We start from the raw sequence: 14,586 nt of genomic DNA on the forward strand, positions 1-14,586 counted from the left end.
GTAGTAATATGTTGGATGTGAAGAGCTTGTGAAAATTAAAAATTATGGTGTGCATTCTTGGAAAATGGGTCTCATTATCCTAACTTCATAGCAACACAATTGTTATATCAATACAAAGCCTATGACGAATCCTTACACAGAAAGTTCTTTATTTATTGTTCACTCGTAAAACGTGATTGCTATGAACGTTAACATTCAGACGGTTCACTTTGATGCCGATGTAAAATTGATAGAGTATGTTACCAACAAATTGAGCAAGCTTGGGACATTTCATGACCGGATCATCAAAGTGGATGTATTTTTGAAATTGGATAATGTAGTGCATACGATTAAAGACAAAGTAGCGGAGATCCGAGTACATGTGCCCCGAAACGACTTCTTCGTAAAAGCAAGTTCGAAATCCTTTGAGGAGTCTTTTGACAGTGCGTTGGGTTCACTCATCAATCAGATAAAAAGAAAAAAAGAAAAACAATATGCCGGCTAACGGCAAAAGACCTCTTCGGAGGTCTTTTTTTTTGTCCTTAAGCCGGGTAGGTTTCTATATGGTCATTGTGCCTCTGCATGAAGAGTTTTCTATTTGAGTTTAGCGTGAAACCTTTCCCTGGCGGCTCATTTGCCGGGCACCTTAGTTTCAGGTTGATGAAGCTCCCGGAATGCCAATTCACTTATTGATTTATTCTCTTATTCCCCTTCGACGTCTTTTTTTAAAAAAAATCTTTTCAAAATTTTTGTATTTCTCAAATTCTGTTACCTTTGCCATCCCGAAACAAAAAAGGGGTAGTTCTTTAAAGTATTTGATCGCCACTTTAGCTCAGCTGGTAGAGCAACTGATTTGTAATCAGTAGGTCGTTGGTTCGATTCCGACAAGTGGCTCCCACAGTACTGAAACGGAAGAATGTATTAATACCGGTTTCAATATTGAATCGGGCAGGTTCCAGAGCGGCCAAATGGGGCGGACTGTAAATCCGCTGTCTTTCGACTTCAGAGGTTCGAATCCTCTCCTGCCCACGATTGCAGGCTGCAGTCAGCCATCGGGGATGATGTAATAAGCGGAAGTAGCTCAATTGGTAGAGCGATAGCCTTCCAAGCTATAGGTTGCGAGTTCGAGACTCGTCTTCCGCTCACTGGTGTTAAATGTTTGGGTGTTCGATGTAAAGCGCCCTTCAGCCTCTTCGCCGTTGTAGCTCAGTGGTAGAGCACTTCCTTGGTAAGGAAGAGGTCGTGAGTTCAATTCTCATCAACGGCTCTAACGAGCCTGTATCCGGATAGTTATTTGCCGATTAATGGTGATAATTGTCCGGTGGTTCTTGTAAATGAACGTTTTGAATTGTGCAGGGAAGGGTATACGTCGTGTACCTTTGCAGGTACATAAATTATATGAAGACGATTTGTCTTCCAGTTTTAAACCACAACTTAAAAACAAAATAAAATGGCAAAAGAGACCTTTAAGAGGGAAAAGCCCCACGTTAACGTAGGTACTATTGGCCACGTTGACCACGGTAAAACCACCTTAACTGCCGCTATCACATCTATTCTGGCTCAGAAAGGTTTGGCGACGGCTAAGAAGTATGATGAAATTGATGGAGCTCCTGAAGAAAAAGAGCGTGGTATCACCATCAATACTGCACACGTTGAATATCAGACAGCAAACCGTCACTATGCTCACGTTGACTGTCCTGGTCACGCTGACTATGTGAAGAACATGATTACCGGTGCTGCTCAGATGGACGGTGCCATCCTGGTTGTGGCTGCTACAGATGGTCCAATGCCTCAAACTAAAGAACACATCCTGCTGGCTCGCCAGGTTGGTGTACCCAAGATCGTTGTGTTCATGAATAAAGTTGACCTGGTTGACGATGCTGAACTGCTTGAACTGGTTGAAATGGAGATCCGTGACCTGCTTAGCTCTTATGGCTTCGACGGTGACAACACTCCGATCATCAAAGGTTCTGCAACCGGTGCCCTCGCTGGTGAAGACAAGTGGGTTAAAGCAGTAGAAGAGCTGATGGATGCTGTTGACAGCTACATCCCGCTGCCTCCGCGCCCGGTTGATCTGCCGTTCCTGATGTCTGTAGAAGACGTATTCTCTATCACTGGTCGTGGTACCGTTGCTACAGGTCGTATCGAGCGTGGCCGTATCAAGGTTGGTGAAGGTGTTGAGATCGTAGGTCTGATGCCTGCGGCAATGACTTCTACCGTGACAGGTGTGGAAATGTTCAAGAAACTCCTCGACGAAGGTGAAGCTGGTGACAACGCCGGTCTGCTCCTCCGTGGTATTGAAAAGAAAGATATCCGTCGTGGTATGGTAATCTGTAAGCCAGGTTCCATCACTCCGCACACTGAATTCAGAGGCGAAGTATACGTACTGAGCAAAGAAGAAGGTGGCCGTCACACTCCGTTCTTCAACAAATACCGTCCTCAGTTCTACTTCCGTACTACGGACGTAACTGGTGAGTGTACTCTTGCTGAAGGAACTGAAATGGTGATGCCTGGTGATAACACCAACCTGCGTGTTACCCTCATCCAGCCGATCGCTATGGAAAAAGGTCTGAAATTCGCGATCCGCGAAGGTGGCCGTACCGTAGGTGCCGGACAGGTGACTGAAATCCTGAAGTAATCTGATATTCAGATAATTGAAATATGAAAATTAAAAAGTAAAATGCGGGATCATACCCAATTTTTACTTTTTAATTTTTACTTTTGATCTTTCATTTACGGGCATAGTTCAATGGTAGAATAGCGGTCTCCAAAACCGTTGATACGGGTTCGAATCCTGTTGCCCGTGCCAGAAGAGAAACATGACTAAAATAACAACATACTTCAGCGAGTCTTATAAAGAGCTTGTCGAAAAAGTAACCTGGCCAACCTGGGTTCAGTTGCAGCAATCCACCATCATCGTATTGGTGGCAACTGTACTGATCACTCTCATCGTTTGGCTTATGGACTTCGCATCTAACTCTTTATTGAAATTCATCTATTCATTTTTTGCCTAATGGAAGAAATTGTCAATCAACAGGAGACCAAGTGGTATGTACTGCGTGTCGTGAGCGGAAAAGAACGGAAGGTTAAGGAATATCTGGACAAAGAGATCAGCCGCGGCGGATGGAGTGAGGTGGTTAAGCAGGTATTTCTTCCGGTTGAAAAGGTGTATAAGGTTCAGAATGGTAAAAAAGTAATGCGCGAACGCAACTACTATCCCGGTTATGTAATGATCGAGATCGTAGAGGGCAAACTGGGTGATGACCTACGCGATACCATAAAGAATACCAGCAACGTCATTCATTTCCTTGGTAAAGATAATCCGATCGCCCTCCGCAAGGCAGAAGTGAACAAGATGCTCGGTAAGATGGATGAAATGAGCGAAGCAGGCGGTATGAGCATGAGCGAACCGTTCATTGTAGGCGAAACCATCAAGATCATCGAAGGACCGTTCAACGATTTCAATGGTATCATTGAAGAAGTAAACGACGAAAAGAAAAAGCTCAAAGTCACCGTTAAGATCTTCGGAAGATCGACACCGGTGGAACTGAACTATATGCAGGTGGAAAAACTCTCCTGATTATAAATCAAGAACTTTAAAGAGCCGTCCTTTGAGACGGCTCTTTGCATTTTAGGAGTCCAGCGCGGCCGAAACAACCGTAACTTTTTTATTATTACATGACTCTAGTCCTCGAAGAGAGGCGGGGACTTGCATCGTGGAACCTGTGCCTAAAAAATGAATCAACCACCCAAAATTTGAAAAATTTCGACTTTTTTCTGACCGCATTCGTCCGTATTCCGGCCTAAGCCGGGAAGAAGCCGAGAAGACCAAAGTTGGTCGCAAGCTGGACCCTAGCTGGACCCTACGTGGAATTTACATTTCGCTGGTTTTCAACCTTTTGGAATTTTGTGGTTTTTGGGCGTTTTAGTTTTCCATTTTTCATTTTTCCTTTGTAATTTTGCATCCCCAAATAGAAGTTCTTATTTCGAATTGGATTTGGGAGCTGTCCGGGTCGCAAGGTCCGGGACGGCGCTATCACCAAAAAAATCTATAACAATGGCAAAAGAAATCACTGGTTTCGTGAAGTTGCAGTGTAAAGGCGGACAAGCCAACCCTGCACCCCCAATCGGTCCCGCACTCGGTTCTAAGGGTGTGAACATTATGGAGTTCTGTAAGCAGTTTAATGCCAGAACCCAGGACAAGATGGGTAAGGTACTCCCGGTGCTTATCACCGTGTACTCTGACAAGTCATTCGACTTCGTTATTAAAACTCCTCCCGCATCTGTTCAGCTGCTTGAAGCTGCTAAACTCCAGGGTGGTTCTAAAGAGCCTAACCGTTCAAAAGTTGGAAAAGTTACCTGGGCCCAGGTAGAAGCAATCGCAAAGGATAAAATGCCTGACCTGAATTGCTTTACCGTGGAAAGTGCCATGAAAATGGTAGCCGGTACAGCACGTAGCATGGGTATCACTGTTGATGGTGTTGCTCCATGGGAAAATTAATTGTTGACAACAAAAACTTTTGAGCAATGGCTATCACTAAAAAAAGAAAAGCAGTTAATGCTAAGGTAGACTCCAACAAAATATATACCCTGAAAGAAGCTTCTTCACTCGTGAAAGAAGTGAACATCACCAAGTTCGACGCTTCAGTTGACCTGCACATCCGCCTGGGTGTGGACCCCAAGAAAGCTGACCAGGCTGTTCGGGGTACCGTTACCCTTCCCCATGGAACCGGTAAAACTAAGCGCGTACTCGTGCTTTGCACGCCTGACAAAGAGAACGATGCAAAAAATGCCGGTGCTGATTACGTTGGCCTGGACGAATTCATCCAGAAGATCGAAGGTGGCTGGACAGATGTTGATGTAATCATCGCAACTCCCGCTGTAATGCCTAAGATCGGTAAACTGGGTAAAGTACTCGGTCCCCGTAACCTGATGCCGAACCCGAAGACTGGTACCGTGACCAACGACGTTGCTGCTGCAGTAAACGAAGTGAAAGGTGGTAAGATCGCCTTCAAGGTTGACAAAGCCGGTATCATCCACGCATCTATCGGTCGTGTAAGTTTTGGTCCCGACAAAATCGCTGAAAACAGCCAGGAGCTGATCAATGCGATCCTGAAACTCAAACCTGCTACAGCTAAAGGTACTTACCTGAAAGGTGTAAGCATGGCCAGCACAATGAGCCCGGGTATCTCAGTCGACACCAAAACATTCATTCACTAATTCACAAACCGTTCTCCTGTAAAGGCAGAAACAAATTTAGCGGTATGACTAAAGAACAAAAACAAGAAGTGATTGACGTGCTGAAAAGCAAGTTCGAGCAATACAATAACTTCTATATCACTGATACAGAAAGCCTGTCCGTTGAGCAGGTTACAAAACTTCGCCGCCATTGCTTTAACAAGCAGGTGGAAATGAAGGTTGCTAAAAACACACTCATCAAAAAAGCACTGGAATCCCTGGATGCTGAAAAATATGCTGGTGTTTACGCAGCTCTTAACAATGTAACAGCCCTGCTGTTCAGCGAAAACCCGAAAGAGCCAGCGCTGATCATCTCCTCTTTCCGTACGGAAAGCAAAGGTGACCGCCCGACCCTGAAGGCCGCTTTCATTAACGGTGATGTGTACGTTGGTGACGAGCAACTGAAAGCCCTGACCAAGATCAAGACTAAAAACGAGCTTATCGGCGATGTTATCGGTCTGTTGCAATCTCCTGCAAAGCGCGTTATCGCAGCCCTGCTGGAAAAAGCAAACAAGGAAGGTGGCGTGGAAGCAGCTCCTGCAGAAGCAGCACCGGCAGAATAATTTCATTTACTTAAAATCATTCCCCCTGCCTGAAGGGGGGTATAATTAGAATTTTTTTAAATCCCGCCGTCGGAGCGTCAGGCTGTGAAGACGGTAAAAATTTTAAACAAAATGGCAGACGTTAAAGCATTAGCGGAACAACTGGTTGGCCTCACTGTAAAAGAAGTACAGGAACTGGCTGACGTACTGAAATCTGAATATGGTATCGAGCCTGCAGCAGCAGCTGTTGTAGTAGCAGCTGATGGTGGTGGTGCAGCCGCAGTAGAAGAGAAAACTGCTTTCAATGTAATTCTGAAGAGCGGTGGTGCTTCTAAACTGAACGTAGTTAAAGTGGTTAAAGACCTGACTGGTCTTGGACTGAAAGAAGCAAAAGAACTCGTTGACGGCGCTCCTAAAGCAGTTAAAGAAGGTGTATCTAAAGCAGAAGCTGAAGATATCGCTAACAAACTGAAAGAAGCTGGTGCTGATGTTGAAGTTCAGTAATCCGGTTTTACCAGATATTACAGGCCGCAACTTTTTGTTGCGGCTTTTTTATTGGCATTCCTGCAACAGGTATAAAGCATGATGTGAACCATAATAGTTGTTGTAAATGAGGACATTCCTCAACCGCATGCGGCTACCTTTTTTCAATAGTAAATCGTTACTGAATTCCTGTTCCTTTACCAGGTGCGCCGTCAGCCATAATGCGAACCCCGATGCAGTATCGAACTCGCCGCAGATGTGCTTAAAGGCAAGCTGATGCGTCTCATCGCTTAATTGTGAAGCGAAGTTTGAATAATAGTGATCAAAGCGGTTGTCACCGTTATTTCCCAGCAACACAACATCAAGGTCATTCCAGCTTAACCCGTTCGCGTTGAGCAGCGCCTGCGCCTGTTCACGAACCTGGTGCTCCTGTGGTTCAAATAACAGCTTCATTCCATTCAGCCGCACCATGGCATCTTCTGGCTGTTTCTGCAGAACAAAGAAGAATGTGCCTTCACCTGCAATGCTACCCGGGGTATCAGCCTGCAGAAGTTCAGTCCGGGAGATATTCTCCTTCTTCCAGTAGCCCATCTTTTCCTTGATGACGAAATGTTCGCCAGTGATTTCTTCAAATGATCCGACAAGTGCGTTCTCCGCTTCGCCATCATGTAAATGCATCATGGCATCCAGAATGGCATGCTCCAGCGAAAATCCGCGGTGAACATAAGTTGTGTTGTAACTGCTGCTGTCATGATGCAGGCCGATCATTCCATTCAGTGCATTGTAAGTCGACTGGATGAATGGTGTAGGGTTCAGCGTACCCTCATTGAACTCCATTATATTATGGATGAACTTTTCCGTATCACTTAAGCTTCCCTTACCCGTTCCCGTTATAATCGCCTGCGGATGTGTGAGCTTTGCGTCCCTGAGACATTCAATTGCAGCCACCATTCCGATCCGAGTGATCCGGCTCATCCTTCGCAGCTGCATGATCGTAAAGTAATCCTGGTACGCCGGCTGCAGATACGAAAGCGTATTATTTATCGCATCTGAAAAAACAGCTGGCAGGGAGTTCGCGGCAAACGTATCCTGCGCAGTTACCGCGCGCGATGCTCTTATGTATACCGGGTCAAGCATATTTACTGAATAACAGACTTGCATTGTTTCCGCCGAAGCCGAACGAATTGCTCAATACGTGATTTACGGGTATCCCCGTTTTTACTTCGGTTACCGGTACCAGGTCTAACCCCGGCATCGGGTCATTGAAATGAAGAACCGGGTAAATTTCGCCATGCCGGATACTCATGATTGAAAATACAGCCTCGATCGCTCCCGCTGCGGCCAGTGTGTGGCCGGTAAATGATTTTGTGGAACTGAATGCCGGCATCTCCTTTCCGAATAATCGTAGCAATGCTGCACCTTCTGCTTCATCGTTGTTGATCGTGGCAGTACCGTGTGCATTGATCCATGAAATCGAGCCGGTCTCAAGGCCGGCTGCTTCAATTGCTCCCTTCATGGCATGGTAGGCTCCTTCTCCTTCGGGTGATGGCGCAGTAGGGTGGAAGGCTTCATTGAAATTGCAGTACCCACTCAGTATGGCAAGCGGGGTAGCGCCGGTAATATTTATGCTTTTCTCACTTTCCAGTACCAGGTACGCAGCACCTTCACCAAGGTTCAGCCCGTTCCTGTTGGCATCAAATGGTCTGCATGGCTGCTTGTCAATATTCTTCAGACTGTTGAATCCGTTCAGGGTAAACCGGGTCAGCGTATCTACGCCGCCGCAGATGGCACGGTCGATAATCCCATGCCTGATCAGCCTCGCGCCATACATGATCGCATTTGCAGAAGAAGAACAGGCGGTACTGATGGTACTTACAAATTGTGTAAAGCCAAAATGCCGGGCAAGCTGCTCCGTGCCGGCCGCACAATCAAGAGCATCACCCGCGCCTAAATTATCGCGAATCCCAGGATTGATGAGTGAATCATATACGTCTTCCACGTCACCCATTCCGCCAACCGTGGTGGCATTGATAAAGCCGGTAAGTGGTGAGGGCTTTCCTGATGGACCAAGGCGGTCACAAAGGGCCTCCTGGATCGCCAGCGCGGCGAGAACAACCAGCCTGCTTTGCTGCAGGTTTTCCTGTCGATGCAGCAGGGGCAGCATCGCTGTCGTATTAAATGGTACCTCGGCTACCGGCAGCTTGTCAACGAGTGAACTGTTAAGGTATTTCGCATGCCCGATCCCTGATTTTCGGGCCAGGAGGGCCGACCGGTTTTCTTCTTTCCCTAACCCCAAAGCCGAAACAACACCCATTCCGGTCACATACACCTTGCACATGCCTTATTTTTTGCGGTTGGCCTGGATGTACTCCGCCATTACATTAACGGATTCAAACACCTTGCGGCCTTCCCGTGGATCTTCTATTTTGATTCCATAGTTACGTTCCAGTAAAACGATCAACTCCAGCGAATCTATACTATCAAGTCCAAGCCCTTCATTAAAAAGTGGGGCGGTATCTTGAATTTCTTCCGGTTTCATACCCTGCAGGTTCAGTGCATCAATGATCTGCTGCTTTAACGTACGCTTGAATTCTTCCATGAAAGGCGTTTATTTATAAGTTTTCAAAAATAGCTATTGGGGTGCCGGTGGCAAAAAAATGTTTCTTTGATTCAAAAGAGCGGAATTAGCTATCTTCATTCGTTATTGAAAATGAATATGGCTTTGCGAATTCTTGTTCTCTATTATTCACAGAGCGGGCAACTTAGATCCATACTGGACAATATCCTGGGACCCGTAGCTGAGAAAGCTGAAATTACCGTGGTACCCTATAAGCCCGTGAACGATTTCCCATTTCCGTGGACAAGCGAGCAGTTTTTTGACTGCATGCCCGAATGTGTTAAAGAAATCCCGGTCGAACTGCAGCAGTTCCAGATCCCCGACAAAGACTATGACCTCGTTGTACTCGGATACCAACCCTGGTTTTTATCTCCGTCGATCCCCACAACCAGCTTTCTGCAAAGCGGACAGGCAGGTGTTCTGGCCGGTAAACCGGTAATTACAGTGGTGGGGTCACGCAACATGTGGTTGCATGCGCAGGAAAAAGTAAAGGCATCTCTGAAATCGATTGGCGCAAAACATGTGGGGAATATTGTACTCGCTGATACCAACCACAACCTCATATCACTTTTTACTATCATCCGATGGACATTCACCGGCCGCAAGGAAGCAAAAGGACTGTTGCCGGAAGCGGGTGTACAAAGCCGTGATATTGAAGCATCGTCCCGCTTTGGCCCGATTATTTTCGATTCACTGCAGCAGAATAAACTTGACACCCTACAGGAAAAACTTCTCGGGGCAGGCGCTGTTGAACTGAAGCCAACACTCATTATTCTCGAAAAAAGGGGGATAACGAACTTCAGGAAATTCGCAACTTATATCCGGCAGAAAGGTGAACGTGGCGATCCGGAAAGGTTGCCGCGTGTAAAACTGTTCAAACGACTATTGTTAACAGGAATTTTTGTATTATCGCCGGTATCAGGACTAACTGCAAAACTGGTCAGCGTGTTCAGGAAAAAAACTTTCCGGCAGCAGATCGCTTATTTTAAAGGTACTGACTATCAGCCCGAAGTAATTTAACCCGGGGTTTATTAATATTGCAGTTGAATTCAAATCAGATATTATTATGGGAGATGTGTTTGTAACAAGGATGTCGAAATTTTTGCCCAATGAACCCGTTAGCAATGACGATATCGAACTGTACCTTGGAATGGTGGATGGAAAACCCTCAAGAGCAAGAACGAAAATCCTGGGTAATAATAAAATCACTTCACGCTATTACGCGATAGATAAAGAAGGGAAAAGCACGCATTCAAATGCACAGCTTGCCGCTAAAGCGATTGAAGGATTACTCGATGAAACTGTGAAAAAAGAAGATATTGGGCTGCTAACCTGCGGTACAATGTCGCCTGAACAATTGCTTCCCAGCCATACCGCGATGGTACACGGCGAACTAGGATGCAAGCCCATCGAAATAGCTTCCATCAGCAGTTCTTGTGCGGCCGGCTTCCAGGCGATGAAATATGCCTATCTCTCCGTGAAAAACGGCGACATCAACAATGCAGTTGCCTGCGCTTCTGAAAAAGTTTCTACCTGGCTGCGTGGCGAAAAATTCAACCAGGAAGCAGAAAAACTCCGTGAGCTCGATGTAAATCCGATGATAGCATTTGAAAAGGATTTCATGCGCTGGATGCTGAGTGACGGCGCCGGTGCGGCTCTACTTCAGAATTCGCCCAATAAAGATGGCATCTCGCTTCGCGTAGATTTTATCGATATCAAATCATATGCAAATGAACTGCCCTCATGCATGTATTCCGGAGCCCTTCGCAGCCCGGACGGCAGACTTACCGGCTGGCCCGAATTTCAGCCAGAACAGTGGGGCGATAACAGTATATTTTCCTTCAAGCAGGATACCCGTCTCTTGGGAGTGAAGATCGTTCCCATGGGTGGACTAATGATGAAGGAGGTGTTCGAAAAGCATAACCTGACAGTTGAAGGACTTACCTGGTACCTGCCTCACCTTTCTTCGGAATATTTCCGTGAAAGGATTGCAGAAGAGCAGGAAAAGATCGGCCTGTTGGTTCCGGCGGAAAAATGGTTCACCAACCTGACCCGCGTAGGCAACGTAGGAAGCGTTTCGCCTTACCTGATGCTTGAAGAGCTTTTCAACAGCGGAAGACTGAAAAAAGGTGACACCCTGTTGCTTATGATCCCTGAAAGCGCAAGGTTTACCTATATATATGCACACTTTACCGTAGTTTAATGGTATGAAGAAAGACGAAGTTCCCCAGGATAAAAAGATCATCCACGGCGAAGACAACAGCCTGGTGAAAGTCCTGTACGTTACCGGGAATGACGGGAAGTATGAGACAACCAAATACGAGGGCTGGGATGCAGAAAACCTGGCAATGAGCCAGGCCTGGGACGACATAGATGAGCGCATCGGGCAAACCAGGCAAAAAGTCCTGGACGGAGAGTTAAGTCCCGTCGCCTATTATATGGAAAAGAGCCTGATGGATCTTTCTACCCTGGCGCAGTACACGGGATTCTGGAAATTCTTCGTCAAAAAACATCTTCAGCCGGCTTCTTTTAAAAAGCTCTCTGCAAAAAAATTACAACGATATGCATCAGTTTTCAACATCACTGTCGAAGAACTGACGCACTTTCCCGGATGATCCAAAAGCACCGGTTACCCAGCATGATAATTGAAAATTTTAATCACCAGCAATCTGCCCATTGTGAAAGTGGCGTAACACTAAGTCTGTTGCGTCATTATGGTATTGAGTTAACGGAACCACTCGTATTCGGGATTGGTGCAGGTTATTTCTTTGGCCACCTGCCATTTGTTAAGGTGAATGGAGTGCCGGGTACAACTTTCCGGATCTGGCCGGGTTACATTTTTAAAAGGGTATGCAGCCAACTGGGGGTACAGATGAAAGTACAGTCATTCTCTTCCCCGGAAAAAGGCATGAATGCGCTGGACGAAGCGCTTGCAGGCAGGCAGCCTGTTGGACTGCAGTCGAGCGTTTACTACCTGAGTTATTTCCCGCCTGCGTTCCGTTTCCATTTCAACGCGCATAACCTGATTGCGTTCGGGAAGGACAACGGTGAATATATTATCAGTGATCCGGTAATGGAAGGCGTTACCCGGCTGCCGGCCGGCGAGTTGGAGAAGGCGCGTTTTGCGAAAGGGTTTCCGGCGCCGAAAGGCAAAATGTATTTCCCGGTAAAGACTTCTGCCGGGCATGACCTGCCAGTGGCGATAAAAAATGGCATGAAGAAAACCTGTTTTTTTATGCTTAAGTCGCCTCCACCATTTTTTGGTCATAACGGTATTGCCTTCCTCGGAAGGAAAGTGAAAAAATATCCGGAAAAGCTGGAAAGCAGGAAGGCTTCCCTTTTTATCGGTAACATCATCCGCATGCAGGAAGAGATCGGCACCGGCGGCGGCGGATTCCGGTTCCTGTATGCAGCATTTCTCCAGGAATCAGCACGTTTGCTCAACAATGAAAAGTTGGTTGTAATGTCGGATGAGATGACCCGGATCGGCGACGAGTGGCGCAACTTCGCTTATTCAGCTGCAAGAGTAATGAAAGACAGGTCAGGGAACCTTGCCACCTATGGCGAACTGGGAGATATGCTGATCGCCCTTTCGGCGAAAGAGAAGGACTTCTTTACCCGACTGTCAAAACAGCTATAAAGCTATTCACGCCACCATCCATGTTAGCCATCAGCAATTTGCACAAAACCTACCGCAAGGCCATTGAGCCTTCGCTTAGCGGCCTTTCATTCAGCTTTGGTGACAACAGGATTGCAGGCCTGCTCGGCCCTAACGGTGCCGGCAAAACGACAACAATTTCCATTATCTGCGGATTGGTTAAAGCAGACTCGGGAATGGTAAAGGTGATGGGGATGGAGATTCCCCGCCAGCTCGAAGAGATCAAAAGGATGATTGGAGTAGTGCCCCAGGCAATCGCTTTGTACCCCACACTGAGTGCAAAAGAAAACTTCATGTATGTTGGCCGCCTTTACGGCCTGGAAAGCAGGAGCCTGAAGAAAAAGATCGAAACCTATCTCGAGATCTTCGGACTTGAGAAAAGTGGTGACAAGGCCATCAAACATTTTAGTGGGGGAATGAAACGCCGGGCCAACATCATTGCGTCGCTGCTGCATGACCCGAAGCTGCTCATCCTCGACGAACCTACTGCCGGGGTAGATGTGCAATCGAGGAACATGATTCTCCATTTTCTCCGGCAGTTCAACGCCGAGGGACATTCCATAATCTATACTTCACACCTTCTCGAAGAAGCGCAGCAGCTATGCCACGAAGTCGCCATAATTGATCATGGCAGGCTGGTTACCCTGGGTGATCCCCTACAGCTGATGCGTGAACAGGAGGCATCAAGCCTGGAACAGGTATTTCTTAATCTTACCGGTCATTCTGTACGGGATTGATATGAAAAAGATCCTAGCCACTTTTGTCAACGAACTCCAGCTATTCCGGAAAGATATTACCGGGATGACATTGCTCTTCCTGATGCCATTGGCCCTTACCATTATAATGGCATTGATCCAGGATGCTCCTTTCCGGGAATACCAGGATATTACCTTTGAAATTCTCTGGGTAGACCGCGATGGTGGCCGGATGGCATCAAAAATGGGGGAGGGTCTCCAGGAAACCGGTCAATTCCGACTGGTGCGCGAAATAAATGGCCGTCAGCTTGAGCGTGGTGAGGCACTGAAACTGGTTCAATCCGGAAAATATAAGATCTGCATCATCATACCGGATGGCACAAGTGCGGAAGTGGTGAACAGTGCCAACCAGGTCGCAAACGAATTCGGGAAAACGCTGGGCGCGGCTGGTAAGCTGCCCCAACGGGCTACCAGGAGTTCAGCCATTGAAATCTATTTTGATCCCGTTACCAAACAGGCTTTGAAGTTGTCGCTGCTCAACGCTATGGATAAGCAGCTGACCAAAGTGCAGGCCGAAATAATAATGGGAAGGTTGTCAGACCGCATGAAGGGGGAAAGGGGTGACACAACGGCCGCAACCGACACGTTTAACCTGCAGGAGAAAATGAAGGCTGTTTCGATCAAGGAAATGCAGACCGTAACCGGCCGTAAGGTGAACATCAATACCAACTCGGTACAACATAACGTGCCTGCATGGGCGATCTTCGGCCTGTTCTTTATTATCGTTCCCATTTCTGGCAATATGATCCGGGAAAGGGAAGAAGGTAGCCTGACCCGGATAAAGCTGGTACCCGGATCTTACTTTTCCATCCTCCTGGGTAAAGTGATGTTTTATGTACTGCTGGGAATATTGCAGTTTTATGTAATGCTGCTGGCCGGGCTGTCCATACTTCCTGCTCTCGGCCTGCCCTCATTGTATATGGGTGAAGCCCCATTATTACTCTTACTCACCACTGGTATAATCGCTTTGACTGCTACCGCCTATGGCATCTGTGTGGGGGCCTTATTCAAAACGGGCAATCAGGCGCTGCCCTTCGGTGCCATATCCATTGTTATCCTTTCCGCTATCGGCGGGATCTGGGTACCGGTGGAAATTCTTCCTGCCGGTCTTCAGCACCTCGCCACGGTATCCCCGCTTTACTGGTCGCTCGATGCCATCAACAGTCTTTTCCTGCGCGGCGGCACTTTGAGTTCCATATTTCCCAATCTTACCGTTCTTCTGTCTTTTGCTGCGTTCTTCATTCTTATCGCCGGGTTTATAGAAACATCAAGAAAAGGTTAAGAAATAAACAGGGCATTTCTTGATAAGTTTTA

General features: G+C 46.9%; 17 protein-coding genes and 5 tRNA genes. 19 read left to right on the forward strand and 3 right to left on the reverse strand.

Annotation, left to right across the window (positions count from 1 at the left end; all coding sequences use genetic code 11):
• The first annotated feature begins 181 nt into the window (after window positions 1-181).
• From OI18_RS05120 to rplL, 13 genes are all read left to right on the forward strand, one after another.
• Window positions 182-484 carry an HPF/RaiA family ribosome-associated protein gene (locus OI18_RS05120; RefSeq protein ID WP_039137758.1) on the forward strand — a complete coding sequence of 101 codons (303 nt, stop codon included), beginning with the start codon at window positions 182-184 and terminating at the stop codon, window positions 482-484.
• A 316-nt stretch (window positions 485-800) separates the two neighbouring features.
• Window positions 801-873 (forward strand) — tRNA-Thr (locus OI18_RS05125).
• A gap of 52 nt (window positions 874-925) precedes the next feature.
• A tRNA-Tyr gene (locus tag OI18_RS05130) sits at window positions 926-1,008 on the forward strand.
• A 41-nt stretch (window positions 1,009-1,049) separates the two neighbouring features.
• A tRNA-Gly gene (locus tag OI18_RS05135) sits at window positions 1,050-1,122 on the forward strand.
• 52 nt (window positions 1,123-1,174) lie between these two features.
• Window positions 1,175-1,246, forward strand: a tRNA-Thr gene (locus tag OI18_RS05140).
• Between the two features lie 183 nt (window positions 1,247-1,429).
• Window positions 1,430-2,617, forward strand: coding sequence for an elongation factor Tu (gene tuf, locus OI18_RS05145; protein ID WP_039137760.1), 1,188 nt, complete (start codon window positions 1,430-1,432; stop codon window positions 2,615-2,617).
• 97 nt (window positions 2,618-2,714) lie between these two features.
• A tRNA-Trp gene (locus OI18_RS05150) sits at window positions 2,715-2,788 on the forward strand.
• A gap of 10 nt (window positions 2,789-2,798) precedes the next feature.
• The gene (secE, locus tag OI18_RS05155; protein WP_039137762.1) at window positions 2,799-2,993 is read left to right on the forward strand and encodes a preprotein translocase subunit SecE; all 195 of its coding nucleotides are present in this window, start codon (window positions 2,799-2,801) and stop codon (window positions 2,991-2,993) included.
• Entirely contained in the window at window positions 2,993-3,559 is a 567-nt protein-coding gene (gene nusG, locus OI18_RS05160) for a transcription termination/antitermination protein NusG (protein ID WP_039137763.1), read from the forward strand. Before secE ends, nusG begins: the two co-directional genes overlap by 1 nt.
• A 477-nt stretch (window positions 3,560-4,036) precedes the next feature.
• Window positions 4,037-4,480: a 50S ribosomal protein L11 gene (rplK, locus tag OI18_RS05165; protein ID WP_039137764.1), complete on the forward strand. Its 444-nt coding sequence runs from the start codon at window positions 4,037-4,039 to the stop codon at window positions 4,478-4,480.
• 26 nt (window positions 4,481-4,506) lie between these two features.
• A complete protein-coding gene (gene rplA, locus OI18_RS05170) occupies window positions 4,507-5,199 on the forward strand; it encodes a 50S ribosomal protein L1 (RefSeq protein WP_039137765.1) in 693 nt (230 codons plus the stop codon).
• A gap of 44 nt (window positions 5,200-5,243) precedes the next feature.
• Complete coding sequence (gene rplJ / locus OI18_RS05175) at window positions 5,244-5,780, forward strand: 50S ribosomal protein L10 (protein WP_052272881.1); 537 nt, start codon at window positions 5,244-5,246, stop codon at window positions 5,778-5,780.
• A gap of 111 nt (window positions 5,781-5,891) precedes the next feature.
• Window positions 5,892-6,263 (forward strand): 50S ribosomal protein L7/L12, encoded by a 372-nt coding sequence (rplL, locus tag OI18_RS05180; protein ID WP_039137767.1) that lies wholly within the window; start codon window positions 5,892-5,894, stop codon window positions 6,261-6,263.
• Between the two features lie 48 nt (window positions 6,264-6,311).
• Here rplL and OI18_RS05185 read toward each other — a convergent pair whose 3' ends face one another.
• From OI18_RS05185 to OI18_RS05195, 3 genes are read right to left on the reverse strand one after another with little or no spacing between them, the layout of a single operon-like run.
• On the reverse strand, window positions 6,312-7,379 hold the full coding sequence (locus tag OI18_RS05185; RefSeq protein ID WP_039137769.1) for a beta-ketoacyl synthase chain length factor: 1,068 nt from the start codon (window positions 7,377-7,379) through the stop codon (window positions 6,312-6,314).
• Window positions 7,372-8,580, reverse strand: coding sequence for a beta-ketoacyl-[acyl-carrier-protein] synthase family protein (locus OI18_RS05190; RefSeq protein ID WP_039137770.1), 1,209 nt, complete (start codon window positions 8,578-8,580; stop codon window positions 7,372-7,374). The genes OI18_RS05185 and OI18_RS05190 overlap by 8 nt, the downstream gene beginning before the upstream one ends.
• A 3-nt stretch (window positions 8,581-8,583) precedes the next feature.
• Window positions 8,584-8,841, reverse strand: coding sequence for a phosphopantetheine-binding protein (locus OI18_RS05195; RefSeq protein ID WP_039137772.1), 258 nt, complete (start codon window positions 8,839-8,841; stop codon window positions 8,584-8,586).
• 117 nt (window positions 8,842-8,958) lie between these two features.
• Between OI18_RS05195 and OI18_RS05200 the strand changes: the two genes are divergently transcribed.
• From OI18_RS05200 to OI18_RS05225, 6 genes are read left to right on the forward strand one after another with little or no spacing between them, the layout of a single operon-like run.
• Complete coding sequence (locus OI18_RS05200) at window positions 8,959-9,879, forward strand: hypothetical protein (protein ID WP_039137923.1); 921 nt, start codon at window positions 8,959-8,961, stop codon at window positions 9,877-9,879.
• Between the two features lie 46 nt (window positions 9,880-9,925).
• Window positions 9,926-11,062 (forward strand): dialkylresorcinol biosynthesis protein DarB, encoded by a 1,137-nt coding sequence (gene darB / locus OI18_RS05205; RefSeq protein WP_039137774.1) that lies wholly within the window; start codon window positions 9,926-9,928, stop codon window positions 11,060-11,062.
• Between the two features lie 4 nt (window positions 11,063-11,066).
• Window positions 11,067-11,474, forward strand: coding sequence for a flexirubin biosynthesis protein DarG (DarG, locus tag OI18_RS05210; RefSeq protein WP_039137776.1), 408 nt, complete (start codon window positions 11,067-11,069; stop codon window positions 11,472-11,474).
• 23 nt (window positions 11,475-11,497) lie between these two features.
• Window positions 11,498-12,499 carry a BtrH-related acyltransferase DarH gene (gene darH / locus OI18_RS05215; RefSeq protein WP_039137924.1) on the forward strand — a complete coding sequence of 334 codons (1,002 nt, stop codon included), beginning with the start codon at window positions 11,498-11,500 and terminating at the stop codon, window positions 12,497-12,499.
• 20 nt (window positions 12,500-12,519) lie between these two features.
• Window positions 12,520-13,254: an ABC transporter ATP-binding protein gene (locus tag OI18_RS05220; RefSeq protein ID WP_039137778.1), complete on the forward strand. Its 735-nt coding sequence runs from the start codon at window positions 12,520-12,522 to the stop codon at window positions 13,252-13,254.
• Between the two features lies 1 nt (window position 13,255).
• Complete coding sequence (locus tag OI18_RS05225) at window positions 13,256-14,554, forward strand: ABC transporter permease (RefSeq protein WP_039137779.1); 1,299 nt, start codon at window positions 13,256-13,258, stop codon at window positions 14,552-14,554.
• The last annotated feature ends 32 nt before the right edge of the window (window positions 14,555-14,586 follow it).

The organism is Flavihumibacter solisilvae, from assembly GCF_000814475.1.
In the GTDB taxonomy this organism is placed as follows: Bacteria; Bacteroidota; Bacteroidia; order Chitinophagales; family Chitinophagaceae; genus Flavihumibacter; species Flavihumibacter solisilvae.